The sequence below is a fragment of the Clostridium sp. BSD2780061688st1 H5 genome (assembly GCF_005845155.1).
Lineage (GTDB): Bacteria > Bacillota > Clostridia > Lachnospirales > Lachnospiraceae > Claveliimonas > Claveliimonas intestinigallinarum.
Genome location: NZ_SPGT01000037.1, coordinates 1 through 19,228, shown reverse-complemented (window position 1 = coordinate 19,228; position 19,228 = coordinate 1). Strand labels below are relative to the sequence as shown.

Sequence of the window (19,228 nt, the reverse complement as noted above, 5' to 3'; positions counted from 1 at the left end):
ATACTTCTATTGTATCATGTATTGTCTATTTGGAATTTTCTCATTTTGACTTGCACTATTTATATTCTAGCACCACTTACCTCCCGCGTGAAGTTTTCAAAATTCACTTTTACATTATTCTGGAATAAACCAGCATAATATATTATATGTCTGTGTTCTTATGAATAACACTCAAAGTCTTATTTAATCTTCTTTTTCAACCATGTCTTTTTCTTTCCTGCCAATTACAACTAATACAGTAAAAAAACTTCTCTGGGATAAATCGTGCACAGATTTTTCCCTGACTTCTTAAACTTCACGTTCCAGCCAGGTTCCCAGTTGCAGGAACTGAATTATATCAATCATCTGCTAAGTCCTTCTATTCTTTCCAGCCAATTTCTTACTATTTCCTGAAACAATGAGTTTTGTTCAATCTGAAGATTATGACCGGCACCATCAAGTATGGCAAAAGATGCTCTTCTGTAATCATCCAGTAATTTCTCCAAGTCTTTGTATCCGACACAATTATCCTGTCTTCCACATAAAAATAATGTTGGTTTATCGAAATCTGCTGCTCTGATTATCTGATCAACATCAAAGGTAAACGCATAATTTATCTCCAATTCAGAAAGGAACCTCTCATCTGACATTTTAATTCCGGGGAGTATTTCACTGGTATATCTTTTATATGTAAATGGGTTCAAGACATGCTTTCATCATATTAAGATCACAGCCCAGACCGTGCAAAACAATAACCGGCTTTCCATGACCTTCTATTTCGTAATTTATTATATTTTCTTTGTAATGATAATGCATTATTATCCTCCGAAAATCAGTATTTGCAACCTAATACGTTAAAACCACTTTGCTTTTTCATCTCTGGATTGAGGCTCACTCTTTCTTTATCCGCCCTAAATAAATCACGCACCACACCGTTGCTGTAAATTGAACTATAAACACAAAATCACATCCAACCCGCACCGGAAAAGAGAGCGACGAATTTCCTGTCAATGCAAAACCTATACAAGCTGATGCCAAACTAAAAATTACCGCCAGCACACTAATCAATATCCGATATCCTTTACTCATAGCACATCCTCCTGGACAAATTTCCAATTGTACTCCAACAGCTTTTCCGTGTATCCTCTATTACAGAGATAACTGTATCAAACTGCTTCTGACACTGCCACTGTCTCTTCCAGCTCCTTTTCAAGCTGTCGCTGTATACAGATATTCTGTTCCTTTATCTGGTGCAGATTTTGAAGGACTTTCTGTATCTGTCCACAGGTCTGTTCCGCTTTATTTCTTGATTCATTAATCCTGGTGCGCACAAGCCAGTCCGTAAACAAATTATCAAAAAAATAATCTGCAAAACAAAGGGTGCTGCTGATCTCTGTATATATGTCGCCATGCATCTCTTCCGTGACATCTGCGAGTTCCGCCCTGAAATTGCGCAGAGCAAGCTGAAGCTGATCTGTCATCCTTTTTGCATTTCCAATCGCATCATACTTAATCATATCCGACAAGATGCCTCCTCCGATAATATCTACGGTGCTCCAGCTCTTGGCCTCGTCCAGACTATTTATTATTTCTATGGTAATATTCTGAGCTCTCCTGCCGGCGCTGACTGCTTCGTCTATTTCCTTCTGCCGCGTCTTCTGAAATGAGATCTTTTCCTCGATTTCTATAATTCTGACCGCATCCGGCGTGACTGTTTTCTTTATTTCCTCTTTTTTCTCTTCAAGCAGAGCCTGATATTTTCGTCCGCATCCCCTAAGGTCCGAGAGTTGTTTTCTGTATTCTTCGATCTTCTCATTTACAGCCTGCAGCTCACTATTTGCAGAATCATATTTGACTGCTGCGGCATATGCCTCTTGTTCCTCCTTTGACAGTTTTTCTCCCATCTTTCCTGTCACTCTGTAATATAAAGCAGTCAGATTCCTGCTGTTCAGACGTTCCACATCCTCCTGCTCCTGCCGCATACTCCGGTGCAGCTCATTTGTTTTTTTCACCAGTTCTTTCTGCTGACACATAAGTTCTGCAAGCTTTGCTTCCAGGCGGGTTTCCTCCATCATAGCCGCCTGGAGGCGCTGAAGTTCCTCGTTGTAAATTTTCATTTAATCCCTCCTTAAATATCCGCACCATTCTCTTTAAGACGGCAATATCTGTCGTAAGAGATAATGATATTCTGCGGTTTGCTGTTCTTATTCACCAACACAACCTTGTCGTTTTGTGCCACATCATCAAATATCTTTGATGCCTGACCTCTTAGAAACTCTGTCATTTGATGATGGTTAGGTATGATTTCTCGCTTTTTCATAGATTTTACCTACCTTTCCGAATATCATTATCTCATAAAGTAATTACTTTTATCAATATTTTTCATTGAATAATAATAATTATTTATCTATCTTTGTTGAGGTCTTTCATCATCTCCCTTCTACGTTCTTTCAGCTCCTTTGATATCCTTCTAGTCTACCGCATCAGATTCGGCAACATTGAAATTGATAATGTTTTCTTGTTCATACTTGGTTAATACTCCCATAACTCTCACCTTTCGATTCTGCTTTTCGAAATTCAATGGTTCTGATTTGTGAAACACTATCTATCCATCAATCACCATTCCACTGCTCTGTGTTTCTGTAGGTTCTCTTTGTCTACCCTCTTGATCTAGTAAGAGTTCTCTGGTACGAACAGACCAGAAAAGAAGGAAAGGAATAAGATGGGATAAGATAGATTTGGTGATATGTCAAGAGATGATAAAAAAGATTTCAATGAAAACAGCTAAAAAAGGTACAACAAATAGACCCGCAGAAAAACCGTAAAAAAAAGTCAATCACCTTACAATTTATAAGTTCAAAAAGTGCTATCGCGATGAGATTTTTTCATCACTAAACACATTTGAGCCATACTCCGTCAGGCTTTCTCCCTTACCATCTGTTGCTCCAGATACTTAGGGAGAGGCTTTCCGGATCGTTTTGCAATAGCAATCTGTTTCTCCCGGAGCCTTTTTATAACAGACATGCGTTTTTTAGGTTTCTTTTCCGGATCCGGGAGTGCCTTCCCAGGATGATCTTTCTGATGATTCACACACCCATCTATAGCATCATAATTAACTTCCATCCCGGATTCCCAGCTTCTCTCATAGTGACCATTCTCATATGCTTTCTGCCATAGTTCCAGTCTTTTCAACTGACCAGGTTTATTCTGTTTTTTAACAGCATCAGCTTCTCTTATCTGATTATTTCGCATATACCCATGAAGGATTTCCTTTGTCTGCTGATCAAATCCATTTCCACATTCTTCCATGATCTTCTTCCCATAACAGTCAAGAATCACTCTTGCGATTTGACGGTGATAGTCCTGATGTTCCATAAGAAAGAATTGTCGCCCATCTATAATGATCTCATCCGCAGCCATCCAGTTTCCTTCCATGCCGTCAATTCTATAATCTTTCGAATCCAGTGTCACAAGCGCCCCTGATGAGTTGATCCGTATAAAACCGGGAATCCTTCTGGGCGTATTCTCATCCACATAAAAGCAGGATACTTCTCCATTCCGATTCACAACAATGACGTCACTGACGTCTCTTATATCGGCAGTTCTTTCCCATATATCCATTATCGCTTCTCCTGCAGGAATATTTGAAATATGGATTTGACGGTAGAAGTCAATCCGTATCTGCCGGTTTTCACTCTTTACCTGATCATACGGTTTTTTCCACAGGTCTTTCCCGGCAGTATTGAGATCTACACGATACAGTGCATACTGATCAGTTCTCATCATCGTCCTCCTTTATATTATTCAGATACTCCCTCAGATCCAGGGAATAGAAATAATCATCTTCCACCTGCTGCAGTTTCTCTATTGTGGATGACAGTAAGAGGATCATCTCTTCATCAGAGACATCTTCCTTCGTATCTTCTAAGACATCCAGCGTACCCTTTAGGATATCTATGGTTTCCTCCCTGGTTCTGGCAGCATAAGCGGCCACCAGCGTTAATTCATCTTCATCAAATCGTGTCTGGCTCATAAACATTCCTCCCTTCTCTTGAGCGTGGTTTTTACTTCTTTATTTTCATTCTTAGGGACGGTTCTTGCCGATTCACGGGCTTTCAGTTCCTTTTCAGCCTCCGCTATTGCTTTCTGCACATGAACATTTTCCCGGAAATAAGGAATTGAATTAATTGTTTCCTTCTGGACACGGTTTCCACTGACCAGCTCAAATTCACCTTCATAATCACTTCCATCCTTCAGATCGAATCCAATACACTTTATTCCATGCATCCGCTCCGGCGGAATGCTGTCATAAATCCGAAAAGCTTCCTGCAGTGACAGATCCTGATGGTACTCTCCCAGAACGGGAAATTCTGAACACTCAGCCACATAAAACCGGATATTGGGGTCTTCATCCAAGTGACTGACCCTCTCTGTCAGCTGACCTATTCCCAGCTCTGCCTTCCTTTCCAGTGCAAAAGCCGGAAGTTCTGTAAATCCAAATTGATCCACATAATAAGCCCGCAGTTCATGATTCCGGTTCATGACCACCACATCACTGACCGACATAGAATGGGCTTTGAAGTCAGCGGGCGGCAGATCATTGAACATGCTGTAAAGTGTTTCCAGATCATCCGATTTCAATAGAATTCCGGAATAAACACATTCATAATCCGCAGCGACCACTTCCAGTCCTTCTTTATTGATATAATCCATGCCAAGGAATCTATACTGCTCTGCTTTTGATCCTTCTTTGATCTGATAGATGGAAAATCGCTCCCCGTTGTCTTCATACATCATCTCTTCTGAGCTTTTTTCAAACCGTTCCGGATAAAGAACTCTCTGGATCCGTTCTGCCGTAAACTGATCATCGATACCGCCCTGTCCAAACCAGGTCTCTACATCATCCCAGGAGTCTGCATACAGAACCCCTGATAACTGATGTACGCCGTCCGGCACGAACCGGAGATGGTCATCTGTACTGCCCTTTTCATCAAAGTAATACCCGGCAGCTTCCATCGCAGGAAGGAATTTCTCTTTCTTTTCCTCCTGTCTCTGCACATTTCTCTCTGCCAACAGTTCCCTCATCTTTATGCTCAGCTCATCAATCATTTTCCCAGCCGTGTGCCGGATCGTATCCATTGATGTTTTCAGTTCTTTCATATCCCTTCCGGAACTCCAGTTTGCAATGTATGGGAAACTATACTCCGAGGTATCTATTCCGAATGCACTGCACACACAGTAAGCAACAGACTCTGCCTCTACTTCTGCTGTCAGCCGGTCTTTCTTTTCTCCTTTTGCCTTCATTTCATCACGGTCATGGAGTCTGGCGTGCCCGGACTCATGGATTGCGGTCTTGATTGTCTGGCTTTCGCTCATCCCTTTCCGGATCACGATTTCTTTATCCTCATTGTGATAGTACCCTTTCGCATTTCCTGAAATCTCATCAAATCGGATCGGTACTGGAGATACTGCGGTAATTGCTTCCATGAACAGATCGAAATCATTAACTGCCTCTTTCAGTTCTTCCGGCACCATCAGGTCGATGGGATCTCCAACTGTCTGAGCAATATCAAAGACGGTAATCGCCTTAAACCGGGGGATCTTCACTTCCACCTCTTTCATGATCGAGTCTCCATTTTCATTCAGAACCGGACGCCCTTCCTTGTCCAAGACTTCCTGCATCTGCTTTTTCTTGATCGGCGTCGGGGCAATAATCGTAATCCCTTTCTCTCCCTTCATGACCTGACGTCCCATAGACTGCCAGTTCCGGTATCCTGTCACAAGCGTTGCATCCGGCCGCTGAAGTGCGATCAACATCGTGTTATTGAAAGAATAATTATGGAACTTCGCCATTGTCTGCAGGTATTCCGTGTATCTTTCACTGGTAAATATTTCAGAAACGCCTTCTTCCAGAGACTGCAGAATACTGTCCATATCTCTTCCTTTCAGCTGAAAAGATGTATTTCTATTTTCTTCCATCTCATGTCCTCCTTATAAAAAGTCCCCGCCGCTGTCTTAGGACAGCAGGCAGGGAAAATCTAAAATCGTTCCTACAGTTCCATATCCGTAGATTTATGTTTGATCCGCTTCGGATGGACAGCTTTTTCTGCCGCTGTCTCCTTAACAGGTTCCTGTTTTCCAATATCCTGTTCCTTCGCCCTTTTTCTCTCTGTAAAAGCCTCAGCTTTTTCAAATACATGGTCTCTGGTATCGTAATGATACACTTCATCTGTCAGGCGGTCTTCCGGGGCAACCTGCGTTTCATTAATTTCTGTCACCATCTCTTTTAATTCCGAGTAGGAAAGTCTTCCATCATCAGGAGCAACAATAATTTCATGCACAGATGAAGGGAGAATAAAGAAATCTCCTTTTATTTCTTCACCAAGCTGATCCATAACGCCCGGATAGAACACAGCAACAGCCCCGTCTATACCAGTTTCATTTGTTACTACAATCAAAGGATTATCCTGATTTGCTTCGTCCATCCTTTCTTTTGCATCCCGGATTTCTTCTTCGGATGCTCCCATCTCCTTCATCCCATCCAAAGTCATTCTGCCAAGCAACTCTCCCAGATTATTAATTTTTACAGGCGCAATAACCGGACTGTTTGCCAGAGCATCCTTATAAAGCTGATTTCTGGTCACTCCATAGGTCTCCATCATCCGGTTGGTTACAATGGCAGAAGCTCTTCCCATTTCCGTTTCCTCAACAGCAATGTGAAACGTAATGGCCAGATCTTCCCGCTCAACAAAAGGTACGCCTCCCAGCACCTGTGCATTTTTATCCGCATTAGATACTCTCATGAAAAGGTGTTTTTTCGCTTCTTCATACTGAGTAAGGCGGCTCACATCAAAGCGCTCCGGTTCTCTCTGGATGATCTGCGATATCTGCTCAAGTACATCCGTGATACGGAACCGTGGATTTTCATAAGACTGCCTGTACAAGTCAGTCAGATTAATCGTGGGAATCCGATCATCTCCCGGCCTGATCACAGTAAGCCCCATATACCGGTTATTCAGTTTCTGCTGTTCCCGGATTGTGACCTGGGCATCCTGATATGACTCAGGAAGATATTCTTTGATATGTTTCTTTATCGATTCCATAAATGCTTCAAAATTCATATGCACTTCCTCCTATGCTCTTTTTTTGGTTTTTTTGTTGTAATTATTCTTCGGAAAGGACAGGGAAAATTCTACCTTCCCATCATCCTGCGTTTTCATCAGAAGATCCGCCTCAAAATAACGATCCTTCTTTGCGGAATACAAATCTTTCACATGGGTGCTGCCGTTCTTCAAAAGTTCTGCCGCCATCCGCTTATCAATGGTTTTTCTCATACTCTGCAGATATCTGGTTTCTTTCCAGAGTGCAAAGTTACACTCTCTGCTGCTGCAGTAGTAATTCTTCTTCCCTTCATAAACCAGGCTTCCACATACAGGACAGGTTCCGATGCTTTCCCGACTCTGAAATCTGCCGGACTCTTCTTCACTGATCTGATCGCATCCGTTCAGCATCATCGTGATCAGATTCCGGATCCCGGTCAGGAACTGTTCCGGCTGGATCTTTCCGTGCTCCATTTCCAGCAGCTGGTTCTCCCATTCAGCCGTCATAGATGCCGATTTCAGATAATCCGGAAGGATCTCGATCAGGGACTGCCCGTCATCTGTAGCCACGATCTGTTTCCCTTTCCTGCAGGCGTACTGGGAATGGACCAGTTTTTCAATGATCGATGCCCTGGTAGCCGGAGTCCCGAGTCCTTTCTTCTCTGTCTCTGCGTCAAATTCTTTATTTCCTGCCGTCTCCATTGCTGCAAGCAGCGTATCCTCCGTATAAGGTTTCGGCGGAGAAGTGAAATGTTCCGTCACCTTCGCTTCCACATGATAGAAGGTCTTCCCTTTTTTCACCTTTGGAATCGTCTCCTTTGCAGCCTCTTTCGGATCCTCTATAGCAATGCCGTCAGGATTTCGGAAACAAGCTTCGTAAATCTTCCAGCCCTGTTCCATAATCTCTTTCCCTTTCGCATGGAAATGCTCACCCTCGCATTCAACTTCCACAGAAATCTCACGGAAAACGTGATCCCTGCTGACAGCTTCCACCGTGTGTGCGGCAATCAGAAACAGGATCTTCTGCTCCGTTTCCTTCAGGTCGTTCAGATCAGCATCCGCAATCTCTATAGTGGGGATGATTGCATGGTGATCGGACACTTTTTTATTGTTCATGACCCGGCCAAGATCCGGTTTTTCCGGTTTATCAAAAGGCCCCATCAGCTGATATTTCTCATGGATCACACGGATCACCTGTCTGGCAGTTGACTCCATATCTTCAGTCAGGAAATTACTGTCTGTCCTTGGATAGGTGATCAGTTTTTCTTCATAAAGGCTCTGGGCAGCTGTAAGAGTCTGCTGCGCCGTAAAACCATAAATGCGGTTTGCCTCTCTTTGCAGGGTAGTTAAGTCGTAGAGTCTGGGCGGTTTCATCTTCTTCTCTACACTCTCACAGGACATCACATGAGCATCTTTCCCGTCGCACAGGTTCCGGAGTTTTTCAGTTTCCTCCGGGTCAAAGATCTTCTGCCGTTCCGCTTTCATGCCGTCACAATCCAGTTCCACGTTGAAGTACTTCTCCTTCCGGAACTTTTTGATCTGTTCCATCCGGTCTACCAGCATGGCAAGCGTCGGGGTCTGAACCCTTCCTACTGTAAGTTTTTTATAATACTTGGTTGTAAAAGCCCTGGTTGCGTTCATTCCTACCAGCCAGTCCGCTTTTGCACGGCAGACAGCCGCCTCCGCCAGATTCCGGTATTCTTCTGCGTCTTTCAACTGTTCCATGCCCGCCCGGATTGCACTGTCTTCCATGGAACTGACCCAGAGACGTTTCACCGTCTTTCTGCTTCCGGAAAGCTGGTACACCCGCCGGAAGATCAGTTCCCCTTCTCTTCCTGCATCACAGGCATTTACCACATACTCTACATCCGGACTGTTCAGCAGCCGTTTCAGTGTATAAAACTGTTCTTTTTTCTCCCGGGAAACTGCCAGTTTCCACTCATCCGGGATGATAGGAAGATCTTCATACTTCCAGCTTTCATATCTTTTATCATAGCCATCCGGCGGCAGATATTCCGCCAGATGCCCCAGGCACCAGCTCACGATACAGTCTTTTCCGGAAAGAAATCCTTCCTCCCTGTTCTCCGCCCCGATCACACGGGCGATCGCTCTTGATACGCTTGGTTTTTCTGCAATCACAAGATACATACGTCTATTCCTCCTTCAATGAAAAAAGAGAGAGATCTTTGTGCAATCCCTCTCCATAAAATCTTTTATCTGGTTTCTTCCCGTTCATCCACAGTTTCCAGGCCATCGTCCAGCTCAAGCCCTTCCTCATCCTCTTCTTCCTCTATCGCTTTCTTTTTCCGGATCTTAAGGAAGTAATAAGCCGCGATACCGGCTCCCGCCGCAAGGAAAATCACGATCAATACTGCAGCATTGCCGGAGACTTCCTCTTCTGGCTCCTCCTCAACGGCCGTCTCTTTTTCCTGACCGGTTTCCGCAGACGCTCCTGTCTGAGATTCTTCTTCCAGCACAACAGCCGGTTCCTGTTTTTCTGATACAGATACAGCACCGTCTTTCAGAAATTCCTGCAGATCGTTTTCATCGATCTGAGAAAGCAGATAGACATTTTCAGTCGATGCGCTCCTGTCGATCACAAGATAAAATGTATTATTATTTTTGGTCGTGATTGTCAGGAACTCCTTACTTCCATCTTCTGTAATATCATCCTGCACCTGTGCGTTCCCGGGAGTGGTAAATGCCGTGCCTCCGGTCCCGTCTTCTCCCAGCACCGGTTCTGTCTGAGGTGTCTCAGTTGCTGCATCTGCCGGGACATTTTCCGTCTGACCGTTTTCCCCGGCCGAAGCAGACTGTTCCTGTGCTGCCTCCTGCCCTTCCGGAGGAGAAGCATTGGCAAATGCTGTTGTTGACGTTCCCAGGATCATGGCCGCAGCCATGACTGCAGCCAGTACCCGCTTATTCCATTTCTTTCTCATCATTCTCATCCTCTCTTTCTGTATTTGAATCCTGCCGGATGAAAGAGCCTTTTCCGCTCCCATCCGTCTTCTTTCCGACTTCAAAGCGAACATTTCCGCCTTTCAGCCCGTCCAGGAACTGGAGGAGTTCTTCCCCCTCCAGCTTCATGCCCCGGATCGCCCGGATCATTTCATTATTTTCTTCCTCTTTCAAGGCGCTTTTGATCCCTTTCAGATACTGTTGGAGATCTGCGATCTTTTTCTCCGTCTTCTCAATCTCTTCCAGATACCGTCTGATCTTTTTATTCAAATCCTCACCTCCATTCTATGGCAGCCTGCCGTAACACATAAAATGCTGCTGCCAGTAACTGCTGTTGATATTTGCATACTGGACCGGATCCCCGCAGTGGATCATCATTCCATTACCTACATAGATACCGATGTGAGATGCTCCGGACGTATTGTACGTTCCCTGGAAGAAAATCAGATCTCCAGGTTTTGCTTCTCCCGGTGCCACGTAAGTACACTGTCCCCGCAGCCCTTCTGCTGTCAGTCGTCCGTAATTCCAGCCGTTTCCGCAGTTGTTTACTACATAGGAAACAAATCCGGAACAGTCAAATCCTGACGGGGAATATCCGCCCCATACGTAAGGAACGCCGAGATACTTTTCCGCTTCCCGAATCATCCGGGCGAACTCTTCATCTTCCAGTGCTTCCGGCGGGATATCGTAGTCCATGCCCCCGGATCCTCCGGAAATTGCTCCGCTGTCCCAGAGATAATCCCGGTTTCCAAGCGTTGTATTCAGCGCATTGTAAAGAATCATCTGTTCCTCATCCAGGTTTTCCCGCACTATAGCGTCAAGCCCCTGGTTTGTGAGCGTCACATACAGGATTTTGACTGTCCTGGTATCTGTCACAGTTACCTCATTGGTCCCGTTATCATCAGCCAGATAACATTCCCAGGTCTTGTGTCCATGAGCGGAAGCGGATGCATGATCGTCATAATAAACATCAAAATCTACACCGTACCGGTCAAAAGCCCCGGTATCTTCTACGGTGTATTCCACACCATTCATCACAACTTTTGTTCCCATCGGAACGATTGGGTTAGAGGCATCCACCGCCAGGGTATGATTATCTGTGGGATAAACTCCGCTGGCGGTCGGTCCGCCGGACCATTGACCGCAGCAGATGGAACAGCTGCAGTAGCCGCTCGTGACTACCTGTCCTAATGACTCTCCTACACGCACCGTCCGGGTCTCCGTCACAGTCTCTGTCCGTCCTTCTGTATGAAGGGAATACTGCTCCGAAAACAAAGCTTCTATCTCCGCCTCTACATCGGCATAGGTCCAGTCTCCGTATTTCGCAGTCAGGTATGAGATCAGATGATAAGGATTATGAGAAATCTCACTCACGTTATAGTTGTATTCGTCATAATCGGGATGCGTGGACTCCATCTGGTTAATCTGTTCATTCAGTGCCGCTTCCAACGCAGCATAGGCGTTCTCTGCCGCATAAATATCTTCGTCTGAGGTTGGATATGTAGTAATCCCGATGACAGATCCGCTCCCCTGTACCGAAGCGCTGCAGCTGGAAAAGGCCACGGCGATCAAAAGGAAGAGAAGTCCAAAGATTCCCAGGACGGCAAATACTGCATGGTTCCTTCTTGCCACTTCTTTTAAGGCGTTCTTTGCCTTAGTGGTCATAGTCTCGGCCGCGGCAGCCGCTTTTGAGGCTCCTGCTTTTCCTGAGGTCGCCCCGCTTCTCGCAGACTGATAAGCCTCTTTATAGCGTTTCCGCTGAAAAAAACGGTTCATAACCGTCTGGCGGTCTTCCTGCTTCTTCTTATTAAAATAGGTACTTCCTGTCCCTTCCTGCCCTCCCTGCGTGAATTTCAATCTGCTTTCCGAAGCACTCTCCATATGGATCCCCCACCGGCTGGCGCGGACGTCCGCTCTTTTACTCCGGTCCTGGGTATGTTTCAGGCTGACCGCAGCCCGTTCTGTCATCAACTCTCCGGCCGAAACAGCATTTACAGCAGCGTTATCATCCGCTTCCTCTGATGCTTTCTCATGAACATATACCGAAGCGGCAGATGCCGCTGCTCCTGCGGCCTTGCGTCCTACTCCCATTCCGGCTCCCCGGACCATCTGGCTTCCTTCATCATCAAAAGCCAGACGCCCGGATTTTGCCTGTTCTTCTTTCAGACGGGCCTTTTTCTGTCTGGTTTTGATCTGGGATTTCTGACCATCCAGTCCGTCTGTGTCCGGAACCGTCTCATGATCCCGGATTTTTTCTGACCGGTTCCTTACCTTTTCACTGTCTGCAGTTGTCTGCTGTCTGCTTTGCGGATCTCCATCCGCTGATATGCGCCGCTCTAATCTGGAGCCATCAACGCTTTCTTCTTCAGACACCTCCTGTCGAAGAGACGCCTCCCGGATCTGTTTTTCAAATCTGGCAGCCGGGCGTCCCCTGCTTTTATCCGGCACATCTTTTTTCTGACCATCTCCGATATGTTCTTCCGTCAGGCCATCCCTGGTCATCTTCTGTACCGTTTTTTCTTTGGCGGTATATTTCACTCCTGCCAGGCTTTCCACCTCCTTTGCAAAAAGAAAGACCATTTACTGGAAACGGTAAATGGTCGGTTAATCTTTCACTTCTTCTGGTTTTGTCGTCATCAGGGAATACAGTTTCAGGCTCTTATCAAACTTATCCTTAAACGGGATGATCGTACTGCCATAAAACAAAAGCCCTTCGCCTTCTCCTGAATTAGTCACATAGGACAGCTGATACGGGGAAATATTCAGCTGTTTCGCCAGGATCTGCCGGTCGCCGGCGGCCTGATTGAGCATCAGAATGAAATCACTGTTCTCAAAAATATTCTCAATCTCACGGCTTGCCAGCAGGTCTTTAATATTCTGGGTGATTCCGGTCGGGATACCTCCCCATTTCCTGAACCTTTTCCAGATTTCCACACTATAGGCGGCCGTCTGCTCCTCTTTTAAGAGAAGATGGAACTCATCGATGTAATACCGTGTCGCTTTATGGGTGGCCCGGTTGACTGTCACCCGGTTCCAAACCTGATCCTGGACGATCAGCATCCCCAGCTTCTTCAGCTGTTTTCCCAGATCTTTCACGTCATAGCATACGATCCGGTTATTAAGTTCCACATTGGTCCTGTGATTAAAGACATTCAATGATCCATTCACATAGATCTCAAGCGCTGTGGCGATTCTCTGCGCCTGGGGTTCTTTCTGCTTCCGGAGACAATCGTAAAGGTCTCCCAGCACAGGCATATTCTCCGGCCTTGGATCAGAAAAATACTTCTGATATACAAGCGGGAGACAACGGTCGATTACCGATTTTTCCTCTGCCTCGATGCCATTTCTGCTTCCCATGATCAATTCACACAGTGACAGTACAAAATCTGATTTTACCCCCAGCGGGTTATCGTCATCAGAATAATCCATGTTGATATCCATAGGATTAATGTAGTCTTTACTGGTAGGTGAAATATGGATTACCTGCCCTCCTAAGGCATGAACAAGAGGATAATACTCCCCCTCCGGATCTCCGATTATGATATCGTCCTGGGTAATGCAGAATGCATTAGTGATCTCACGCTTCGCAGCAAATGATTTTCCGGATCCGGGCGTGCCAAGGATCAGCCCGTTAGGATTCTTTAATTTTTTCCTGTCCACCATGATCATGTTGTTGGACAAGGCATTTAAACCGTAGTATAACGACTCCCCTTCCATAAAAAGCTCCTGACTTGTAAAAGGAACGAAAATTGCTGTACTCGTAGTTGTCAGAGCCCTCTTGATCGGCACATGGCCCACTCCCAGAGGAAGGCTGCTCATCAGCCCTTCTTCCTGCTGATAATCCAGCCGTCTTAAGATACAGTTATATTTTTGTGCGATTCCTGCCGTCTGCAGGACGGCATTATCCAGTGCCTGCTTTGTCTTCGCAGTGTTCAGGAACAGTACCGTTACAAGAAACATCCTTTCGTTTCTGCTCTGCAGATCTTCCAGCAGTCGTTTTGCCTCACCGCCATAAGTGTTCAGATCCGACGGGATGATATCCATATCGTAGCCGGAACGGACCGCCTTTTTCTGCTCTTCAATCTTCATCCGGTTGATATCCGTCATTTTTCCTTTCACCAGCTTAATTGCCTTTACCTGATCCACAGACTGCACATGCAGATTGACGATCAGATTTTTATCCATATCCAAAAACTCCGCCAACATCTTATCGGTAAGTTCCGGCGCCAGGATCTGCAGGTACGAAACTGCGCCGATGTTATTTCCCATCTGGAACGTCTTTCCGTCCTTGAACACAAAACTGGTAGGCGCCACATAATCTTTTGTAGAGAGCCCGCTATGGACCATAGCCCCATAATCGAACGGGATATCTCCCAGCTCGTCCGGATTCAGTATCTGGCGCAGGATCTTCAATCGTTCCGCTCCATTTAACGGTTCTGCGGGAACACCCAGGATTTTAAAATTATTCAGGATATCAGTCTCTATACGCTCCAGTTTTGGCTTTGCCTCCCGGATATTATCCGCCTCTATGGAAAAAGTGATATACTTGGATTTCACTAGGCCGTTATTCCCTTTTGCAAGCTGCCGATGCAGCATCCGGGCGTATTCTCTCCGGATCTCATCAAATTCATCATGCCTCCGGCGGATCCGGATCACCTTTTCAAATTCCTTCATACTGCTCTTCTGATTGATAAAGCTAAGCTGAAAATGGATACTGCTGTCAAAATAGTTCAGAAAATCGCACCAGTTTTCAAAGATCGCATTTTTGTCATCGTTCTGAGCCAGCTGATAATTGATATCCGAAAACCGGATTGTTTTGGAATAACATTTATCATGCACCCTGCAGATCCCGTCCTTTGCCATTTCCTTATAGGCAATCGTCCTCTGTGCAGATATCCTTTTCTCTTCTTTCTGCTTCTCCTTCTGATCTGCCTTGCCGCATGAAGCTTTACGGCTGCCTTTTTTCGCGGCTTTCAAAGCCGCCTGCTGTTTCGCAGCTTTCTTCTCTTCTTTAGCCCGGCGCTTTTCCAGACGCCGTTTCTTACCGCTTCTTTCTGCCAAGGTTCTTTCCTCCCTTCTCCGATTTTTTTACTGTCACAGACACGGACTTTCCCGGATCTGTCTCAAAATAATTTTCCGTTTCATATTTCCTGACTGCCGGACGCAGCCATTTGACACGGATCATATGGATCAGCACCTCTTCCAGATGCATGCCGTCCTTTTCGTACATAGCGAAAAGAAAGGCCGGCAGCATCAGCAGGACCATAATTGTGGCAGCATTGCTGTTTCCCAGAACGCCTCTTGTAAGGAAATAAAAGGGAATTCCCGCCGCAGCTCCCGCCGCGATACAGATCAGCTGCCGCTTAGTCAGGTTAAACGCCACCTTATTCTTTACTTTTGTTAAATCTTTTGGAACACTGACATAAGCCATCGTCCAAATCCTCCTTCCTGAAATTTAATGGGCATTAAAGATCGATTTGCTGAGTGCCCCCGTCTTGAACAGGCTGAAACACAGCACAACCGTGTAAGCCATCACTCCGAAGAGAGAGGAACTTAAGTTATCCGAATACTGGATGCCCGCCACCAGTATGGAATAGATTGCCACGCATACCATCATCAGGAATGCCTGGAACGCCAGGGCAAAAAGCCCCCGGAAAAAATTGGTCCCGATCTGTCCCCATTCGCGGTTGGTCATAGTAGCAAATGGAATCGGGGCGATTGAAGTATACAGTAGGGTAAGAACCCAGCGCCTTGCCATATCACTATGTCAGGTTTCCGAGAACTCCCCTCCGAACCGGACTTACACCTCTCGATGTATCCGGCTCTCCAGATGTCAGTCTAATTTCCCGGCGTGTAACTTATCGTGACAGTCTACGCAGAGTGCCATTGTTTTGCGCTTACGCCCAATCATGGCGATTTCCCATTGTTTTCTGCCACTTAAATCTTTGAGTTTTCGTACATGGTGTATTTCAAGCGGCACATTCTCTGCGCCGCACCATTCGCATTGGTTCGCTTGCAGCCTTTTAATCAGGCTGTTGCGTCCGTAGTTCTCAACGGCTCGTGCTACTATATCGGGATTTCCGCTTTCTACTTTGGTATTCCGTCGGAAACCGTCATTGTAGAATAGCACTTTGCCCACCTTGCCGTTTTTCTTCGGATATTCCACAACAAAATCTTTTCCTTGTCGGTACTTGCGGATGATTCTGCTGATTCGTGTCCGGTATTTTCCGGCAAAAGTCTTGAGCATACTGTATCTCATTACATAGTAGAAATTGTTGAGGACAGACACGTTGTTTGCGAGCCGGTAGTAGTTGTACAATCCACGGATTTCTGCGTTGTACTGGTTCAGGATTTCCAAATCATCCAGGTGCAACAGGCGGGTGCGCCGGACAGGTTCCCAAACCTCTTTGTTTCCATTTTGTTTGTCATATTTAATCTTGAGGGCATTGTAGGAGAACAGTCGTTTTACCCACTTATCATGGGGAACATAGAGCAGGACTTTTCCATTGTTTACCCGTCTGGTAGCCCCGGTTTTGGTCTTTTTGTTGTGTTCGCCTTTGGCGATTGTGACCTCATATCCCAAGAACTTCGCAGAGTTATGTCCATGAGTAATCAATGTCTTTTCCTCGGACATTTCCAGATGAAGATTTTCCCGGATAAAGCGCCCCACGTCCTGTTTGACCTGCTCCGCGTCCGCTTTTCTGCCAATTACTCCAATCAGAAAATCATCGGCGTACCGAATATAGAAAACTCTTTTATAGCCTTCGTCCATCTGGTCGCTATACGGCATAGATTTCAGACTATGCCGCAGTTCCCGGATTTCTGCAATTAAGCCCTCTTTTTCTTCCACGCTCATTTTAGAGAGATTTCTTTTGAGCTTTTGTTCTTTTCCCCGGCAGACATCTAGCTTCTTCTTGAACGCAGGATTGATTTTACGGCGGTTTCCGCAGTTGAATTTCTCTGCATACTCTGCCATATAGCTGTCCAGTTCGTTCATGTAGATGTTTGCAAGGATAGGGCTGATGATGGAGCCTTGCGGAGTGCCAGAGTAAGTATTGTGATAATTCCAATCCTCCATATATCCGGCTTTCAAGAACTTCCAGAGCAGACCGATGAAATGTTCGTCTGCAATCCGCTTTCGCAAAATAGCAATCAACACATGATGGTCTACGTTGTCAAAACAGCCCTTTATATCCCCCTCAACGAACCACTTTGTCCCCGTAAAATATTTCTGCACATATTTGAGTGCCGTATGACAGCTTCTGTTTATACGGAAACCGTGGGAATAGTCGCTAAAGGTTGGCTCATAAATGCTCTCTAGGATGAGCCGCACCACCTCCTGTATCAGTTTATCGTCGAATGACGGTATCCCCAGAGGACGCATTTTCCCATTAGATTTTGGGATATACGTTCTCCTTGCCGGGTTGGGCTGATAACTAAAATCCCGCATTTTTTCAATGAGGGCGTTTATCCTTGCCATTCCCATTCCGTCAATGGTTTTGCCGTCTGTTCCGGCTGTCATGTTGCCTGGTTTCGCCTGTATCCGCTGATATGCCAGCAGATAGAATTGTGGATTGTACAGGTTGCGGTATAACCGCTCGTACTTGTAACTCTTGTTACACGCCTTGGATTTTAGGCTTTCCAACACATTTTCAGGACTTCTCATAATGCCTCACGCACCTTTCCTTTTTATGAATTGGTTGACATCCTGCCTCCCTTCGCCATGTAGACGGCTTTCCCGCCCTCGGACTACTACGGAGGCTCCGTTGCCATGCCGGATATTCAGCGTCATCTTTCTTGGGTTTTTACCCCTTGAAATTTATCGCCTTGCGGCATTACGCATAGCCGAATAGTTCCGGCGTTCCGGTTTAGGCAATCTCCAGTTAGACACTCTGGGAAAAGCGTATTGTGATGTCGGAGTGGGTTTTCGTCCTTTTCCGCTTACTGCGGCTGGCTGTCATAAGTATCGTGCGGTCTGTGTTTACCTGTCACATTCCGCTATGACATACGGCGAATACAACCATCCTACGCCGCCGGGTCGAGTATCCCGCCTCGGACTGCCCTTAAAGCAGTTTAGCCTTATTCCTTGTTCACAATGTTGCGTCTTGCCGCTCAGTCGTGGGTAGATGGTTTTCCCAACTTGCGACGTTTCCGGTACGCTATTGTCCCCCTTGTGGTTTCCCTCCGGGGTAAACCAGCTGACGCTAAAGCGACACTTTTTCAGCGTCTTTGATACTTTTCTTTACCGGCTTGCCAAAGCCGGATTCCCAAAATGTCCGCACACCGCCTGCGGATGACAAGCGGCGCTTCTGGACGCGCGATAAATCTCGATCATTCGACCATACAGGATCACTGTGATCAGAACACTCATGATCTTCATGCCAAAGCTGACGATCAGCGTTTCCAGCACCAGAACGACCAGTTCCCCGATCTCCATAGCTTCCAGTGTTGTGTCCAGGTCTGTCAGCACAGAACTGATATCAATCTCTGTACTTCCGGTGATCACACCTGCCGCAGAATTGACCACACTTTGCCCTACATCAAATATGGCCATCGTAATGGTAAATGTATTGCTGACCAGATAGACCGCGATCCACATCTTTACAAAGTACTTGAAAAACATCCATGTATCGATATCATGCATGTTGTTTTTCTCTGTGATCATACTGATCAGCTCATAGCAGAGCACAAATGTGATGATGATCCCTGCAATCGGCAGGATCACCGTTTCCGATAAGTTTTCGATCATATTGAATATGCTGCTGTTCCAGCCCTGCGGGGTCTGTCCAACCTGAACGGCGATCTCACTGGTCTTTTCATTGACATCGGTAAACATCCGGTCCAGGTTGGAATGAATGATCCCTGTGAGGAGTCCCCTCATCCACTCTTCAATCGCATCAAAGATCTGATCGAACATGGATAATTACTCCTTCCTCTAAAATAAGCTGCTGAGAAGCGGGATCAGCTGGGTTCCGATCAGGATTACCCCGCCGCCGCTCATCAGCTGTTTGATTCCCTGGCTTTTTACTGATGTGCGATAAAGAAGTAATAGAAGTGTAAAAAATTTTGCCGTTCCTATCCGGCACTTGCGCATTGTGTCGGATAGGTCGGGCGTTAGGCTTCGGGCAAGTCAATCTTGCCGACAAAGCTGTAATAAATCTCAATGTCCTGCCTGCGGGTGCCGTTCTCGT

The 19,228-nt window shown here is 45.9% G+C and carries 17 protein-coding genes and 3 pseudogenes; all 20 read right to left on the bottom strand.

The features are described from left to right. Positions 1-230: 230 nt before the first annotated feature. On the bottom strand, positions 231-299 hold the full coding sequence (locus FGQ86_RS16560; protein ID WP_243127303.1) for a hypothetical protein: 69 nt from the start codon (positions 297-299) through the stop codon (positions 231-233). Positions 300-341: 42 nt separating this feature from the next. Continuing rightward, complete coding sequence (locus FGQ86_RS15225) at positions 342-683, bottom strand: alpha/beta hydrolase (protein WP_243127299.1); 342 nt, start codon at positions 681-683, stop codon at positions 342-344. Positions 684-870: 187 nt separating this feature from the next. Beyond that, entirely contained in the window at positions 871-1,068 is a 198-nt protein-coding gene (locus FGQ86_RS15220; RefSeq protein ID WP_138304980.1) for a hypothetical protein, read from the bottom strand. Between the two features lie 77 nt (positions 1,069-1,145). Continuing rightward, the gene (locus FGQ86_RS15215; RefSeq protein WP_138304977.1) at positions 1,146-2,054 is read right to left on the bottom strand and encodes a hypothetical protein; all 909 of its coding nucleotides are present in this window, start codon (positions 2,052-2,054) and stop codon (positions 1,146-1,148) included. Between the two features lie 53 nt (positions 2,055-2,107). Then, on the bottom strand, positions 2,108-2,299 hold the full coding sequence (locus FGQ86_RS15210; RefSeq protein ID WP_138304974.1) for a type II toxin-antitoxin system prevent-host-death family antitoxin: 192 nt from the start codon (positions 2,297-2,299) through the stop codon (positions 2,108-2,110). 596 nt (positions 2,300-2,895) lie between these two features. Then, complete coding sequence (locus FGQ86_RS15205) at positions 2,896-3,762, bottom strand: DUF4316 domain-containing protein (RefSeq protein WP_138304972.1); 867 nt, start codon at positions 3,760-3,762, stop codon at positions 2,896-2,898. Next, positions 3,752-4,012, bottom strand: a complete 261-nt coding sequence (locus FGQ86_RS15200) for a transposon-transfer assisting family protein (protein WP_138304969.1) — start codon at positions 4,010-4,012, stop codon at positions 3,752-3,754. Before FGQ86_RS15200 ends, FGQ86_RS15205 begins: the two co-directional genes overlap by 11 nt. Continuing rightward, positions 4,009-5,958: a YodL domain-containing protein gene (locus FGQ86_RS15195; protein ID WP_138304967.1), complete on the bottom strand. Its 1,950-nt coding sequence runs from the start codon at positions 5,956-5,958 to the stop codon at positions 4,009-4,011. The genes FGQ86_RS15200 and FGQ86_RS15195 overlap by 4 nt, the downstream gene beginning before the upstream one ends. A gap of 71 nt (positions 5,959-6,029) precedes the next feature. After that, positions 6,030-7,100, bottom strand: coding sequence for a DUF5688 family protein (locus tag FGQ86_RS15190; protein ID WP_138304965.1), 1,071 nt, complete (start codon positions 7,098-7,100; stop codon positions 6,030-6,032). 12 nt (positions 7,101-7,112) lie between these two features. After that, the gene (locus tag FGQ86_RS15185; RefSeq protein ID WP_138304962.1) at positions 7,113-9,227 is read right to left on the bottom strand and encodes a DNA topoisomerase 3; all 2,115 of its coding nucleotides are present in this window, start codon (positions 9,225-9,227) and stop codon (positions 7,113-7,115) included. Between the two features lie 65 nt (positions 9,228-9,292). Further along, positions 9,293-10,021, bottom strand: a complete 729-nt coding sequence (locus FGQ86_RS15180) for a CD1107 family mobile element protein (RefSeq protein WP_171031589.1) — start codon at positions 10,019-10,021, stop codon at positions 9,293-9,295. Continuing rightward, positions 9,999-10,307: a DUF4315 family protein gene (locus tag FGQ86_RS15175; RefSeq protein ID WP_138304958.1), complete on the bottom strand. Its 309-nt coding sequence runs from the start codon at positions 10,305-10,307 to the stop codon at positions 9,999-10,001. The genes FGQ86_RS15180 and FGQ86_RS15175 overlap by 23 nt, the downstream gene beginning before the upstream one ends. A 15-nt stretch (positions 10,308-10,322) precedes the next feature. Beyond that, on the bottom strand, positions 10,323-12,575 hold the full coding sequence (locus FGQ86_RS15170; RefSeq protein ID WP_338043050.1) for a CD1108 family mobile element protein: 2,253 nt from the start codon (positions 12,573-12,575) through the stop codon (positions 10,323-10,325). 66 nt (positions 12,576-12,641) lie between these two features. Continuing rightward, entirely contained in the window at positions 12,642-15,014 is a 2,373-nt protein-coding gene (locus tag FGQ86_RS15165; RefSeq protein ID WP_243127301.1) for a VirB4-like conjugal transfer ATPase, CD1110 family, read from the bottom strand. A gap of 64 nt (positions 15,015-15,078) precedes the next feature. Beyond that, complete coding sequence (locus FGQ86_RS15160; protein ID WP_087224437.1) at positions 15,079-15,468, bottom strand: PrgI family protein; 390 nt, start codon at positions 15,466-15,468, stop codon at positions 15,079-15,081. A 24-nt stretch (positions 15,469-15,492) separates the two neighbouring features. Then, positions 15,493-15,768 (bottom strand): annotated as a pseudogene (locus FGQ86_RS15155) (hypothetical protein); the annotation flags it as partial. Between the two features lie 102 nt (positions 15,769-15,870). Next, positions 15,871-17,703 carry a reverse transcriptase/maturase family protein gene (locus FGQ86_RS15150; protein WP_114556725.1) on the bottom strand — a complete coding sequence of 611 codons (1,833 nt, stop codon included), beginning with the start codon at positions 17,701-17,703 and terminating at the stop codon, positions 15,871-15,873. 654 nt (positions 17,704-18,357) lie between these two features. Continuing rightward, positions 18,358-18,954: pseudogene (locus FGQ86_RS15145) on the bottom strand (CD0415/CD1112 family protein); the annotation flags it as partial. An 18-nt stretch (positions 18,955-18,972) separates the two neighbouring features. Continuing rightward, positions 18,973-19,062, bottom strand: a pseudogene (locus FGQ86_RS16750) (Maff2 family protein); the annotation flags it as partial. 89 nt (positions 19,063-19,151) lie between these two features. Further along, positions 19,152-19,228, bottom strand: a 77-nt coding sequence (locus tag FGQ86_RS15135; RefSeq protein ID WP_138304086.1) for a DUF4368 domain-containing protein, incomplete at its 5' end; no start/stop codon positions are given.

Excerpts from the sequence above, each read along its gene's own strand:
- FGQ86_RS15185 (WP_138304962.1), bottom strand. The coding sequence starts at position 9,227 with ATGTATCTTGTGATTGCAGAAAAACCAAGCGTATCAAGAGCGATCGCC.
- FGQ86_RS15200 (WP_138304969.1), bottom strand. The coding sequence starts at position 4,012 with ATGAGCCAGACACGATTTGATGAAGATGAATTAACGCTGGTGGCCGCT.
- FGQ86_RS15160 (WP_087224437.1), bottom strand. The coding sequence starts at position 15,468 with ATGGCTTATGTCAGTGTTCCAAAAGATTTAACAAAAGTAAAGAATAAG.
- FGQ86_RS15220 (WP_138304980.1), bottom strand. The coding sequence starts at position 1,068 with ATGAGTAAAGGATATCGGATATTGATTAGTGTGCTGGCGGTAATTTTT.
- FGQ86_RS15205 (WP_138304972.1), bottom strand. The coding sequence starts at position 3,762 with ATGAGAACTGATCAGTATGCACTGTATCGTGTAGATCTCAATACTGCC.
- FGQ86_RS15180 (WP_171031589.1), bottom strand. The coding sequence starts at position 10,021 with ATGATGAGAAAGAAATGGAATAAGCGGGTACTGGCTGCAGTCATGGCT.
- FGQ86_RS15190 (WP_138304965.1), bottom strand. The coding sequence starts at position 7,100 with ATGAATTTTGAAGCATTTATGGAATCGATAAAGAAACATATCAAAGAA.
- FGQ86_RS15195 (WP_138304967.1), bottom strand. The coding sequence starts at position 5,958 with ATGGAAGAAAATAGAAATACATCTTTTCAGCTGAAAGGAAGAGATATG.
- FGQ86_RS15210 (WP_138304974.1), bottom strand. The coding sequence starts at position 2,299 with ATGAAAAAGCGAGAAATCATACCTAACCATCATCAAATGACAGAGTTT.
- FGQ86_RS15215 (WP_138304977.1), bottom strand. The coding sequence starts at position 2,054 with ATGATGGAGGAAACCCGCCTGGAAGCAAAGCTTGCAGAACTTATGTGT.
- FGQ86_RS15150 (WP_114556725.1), bottom strand. The coding sequence starts at position 17,703 with ATGAGAAGTCCTGAAAATGTGTTGGAAAGCCTAAAATCCAAGGCGTGT.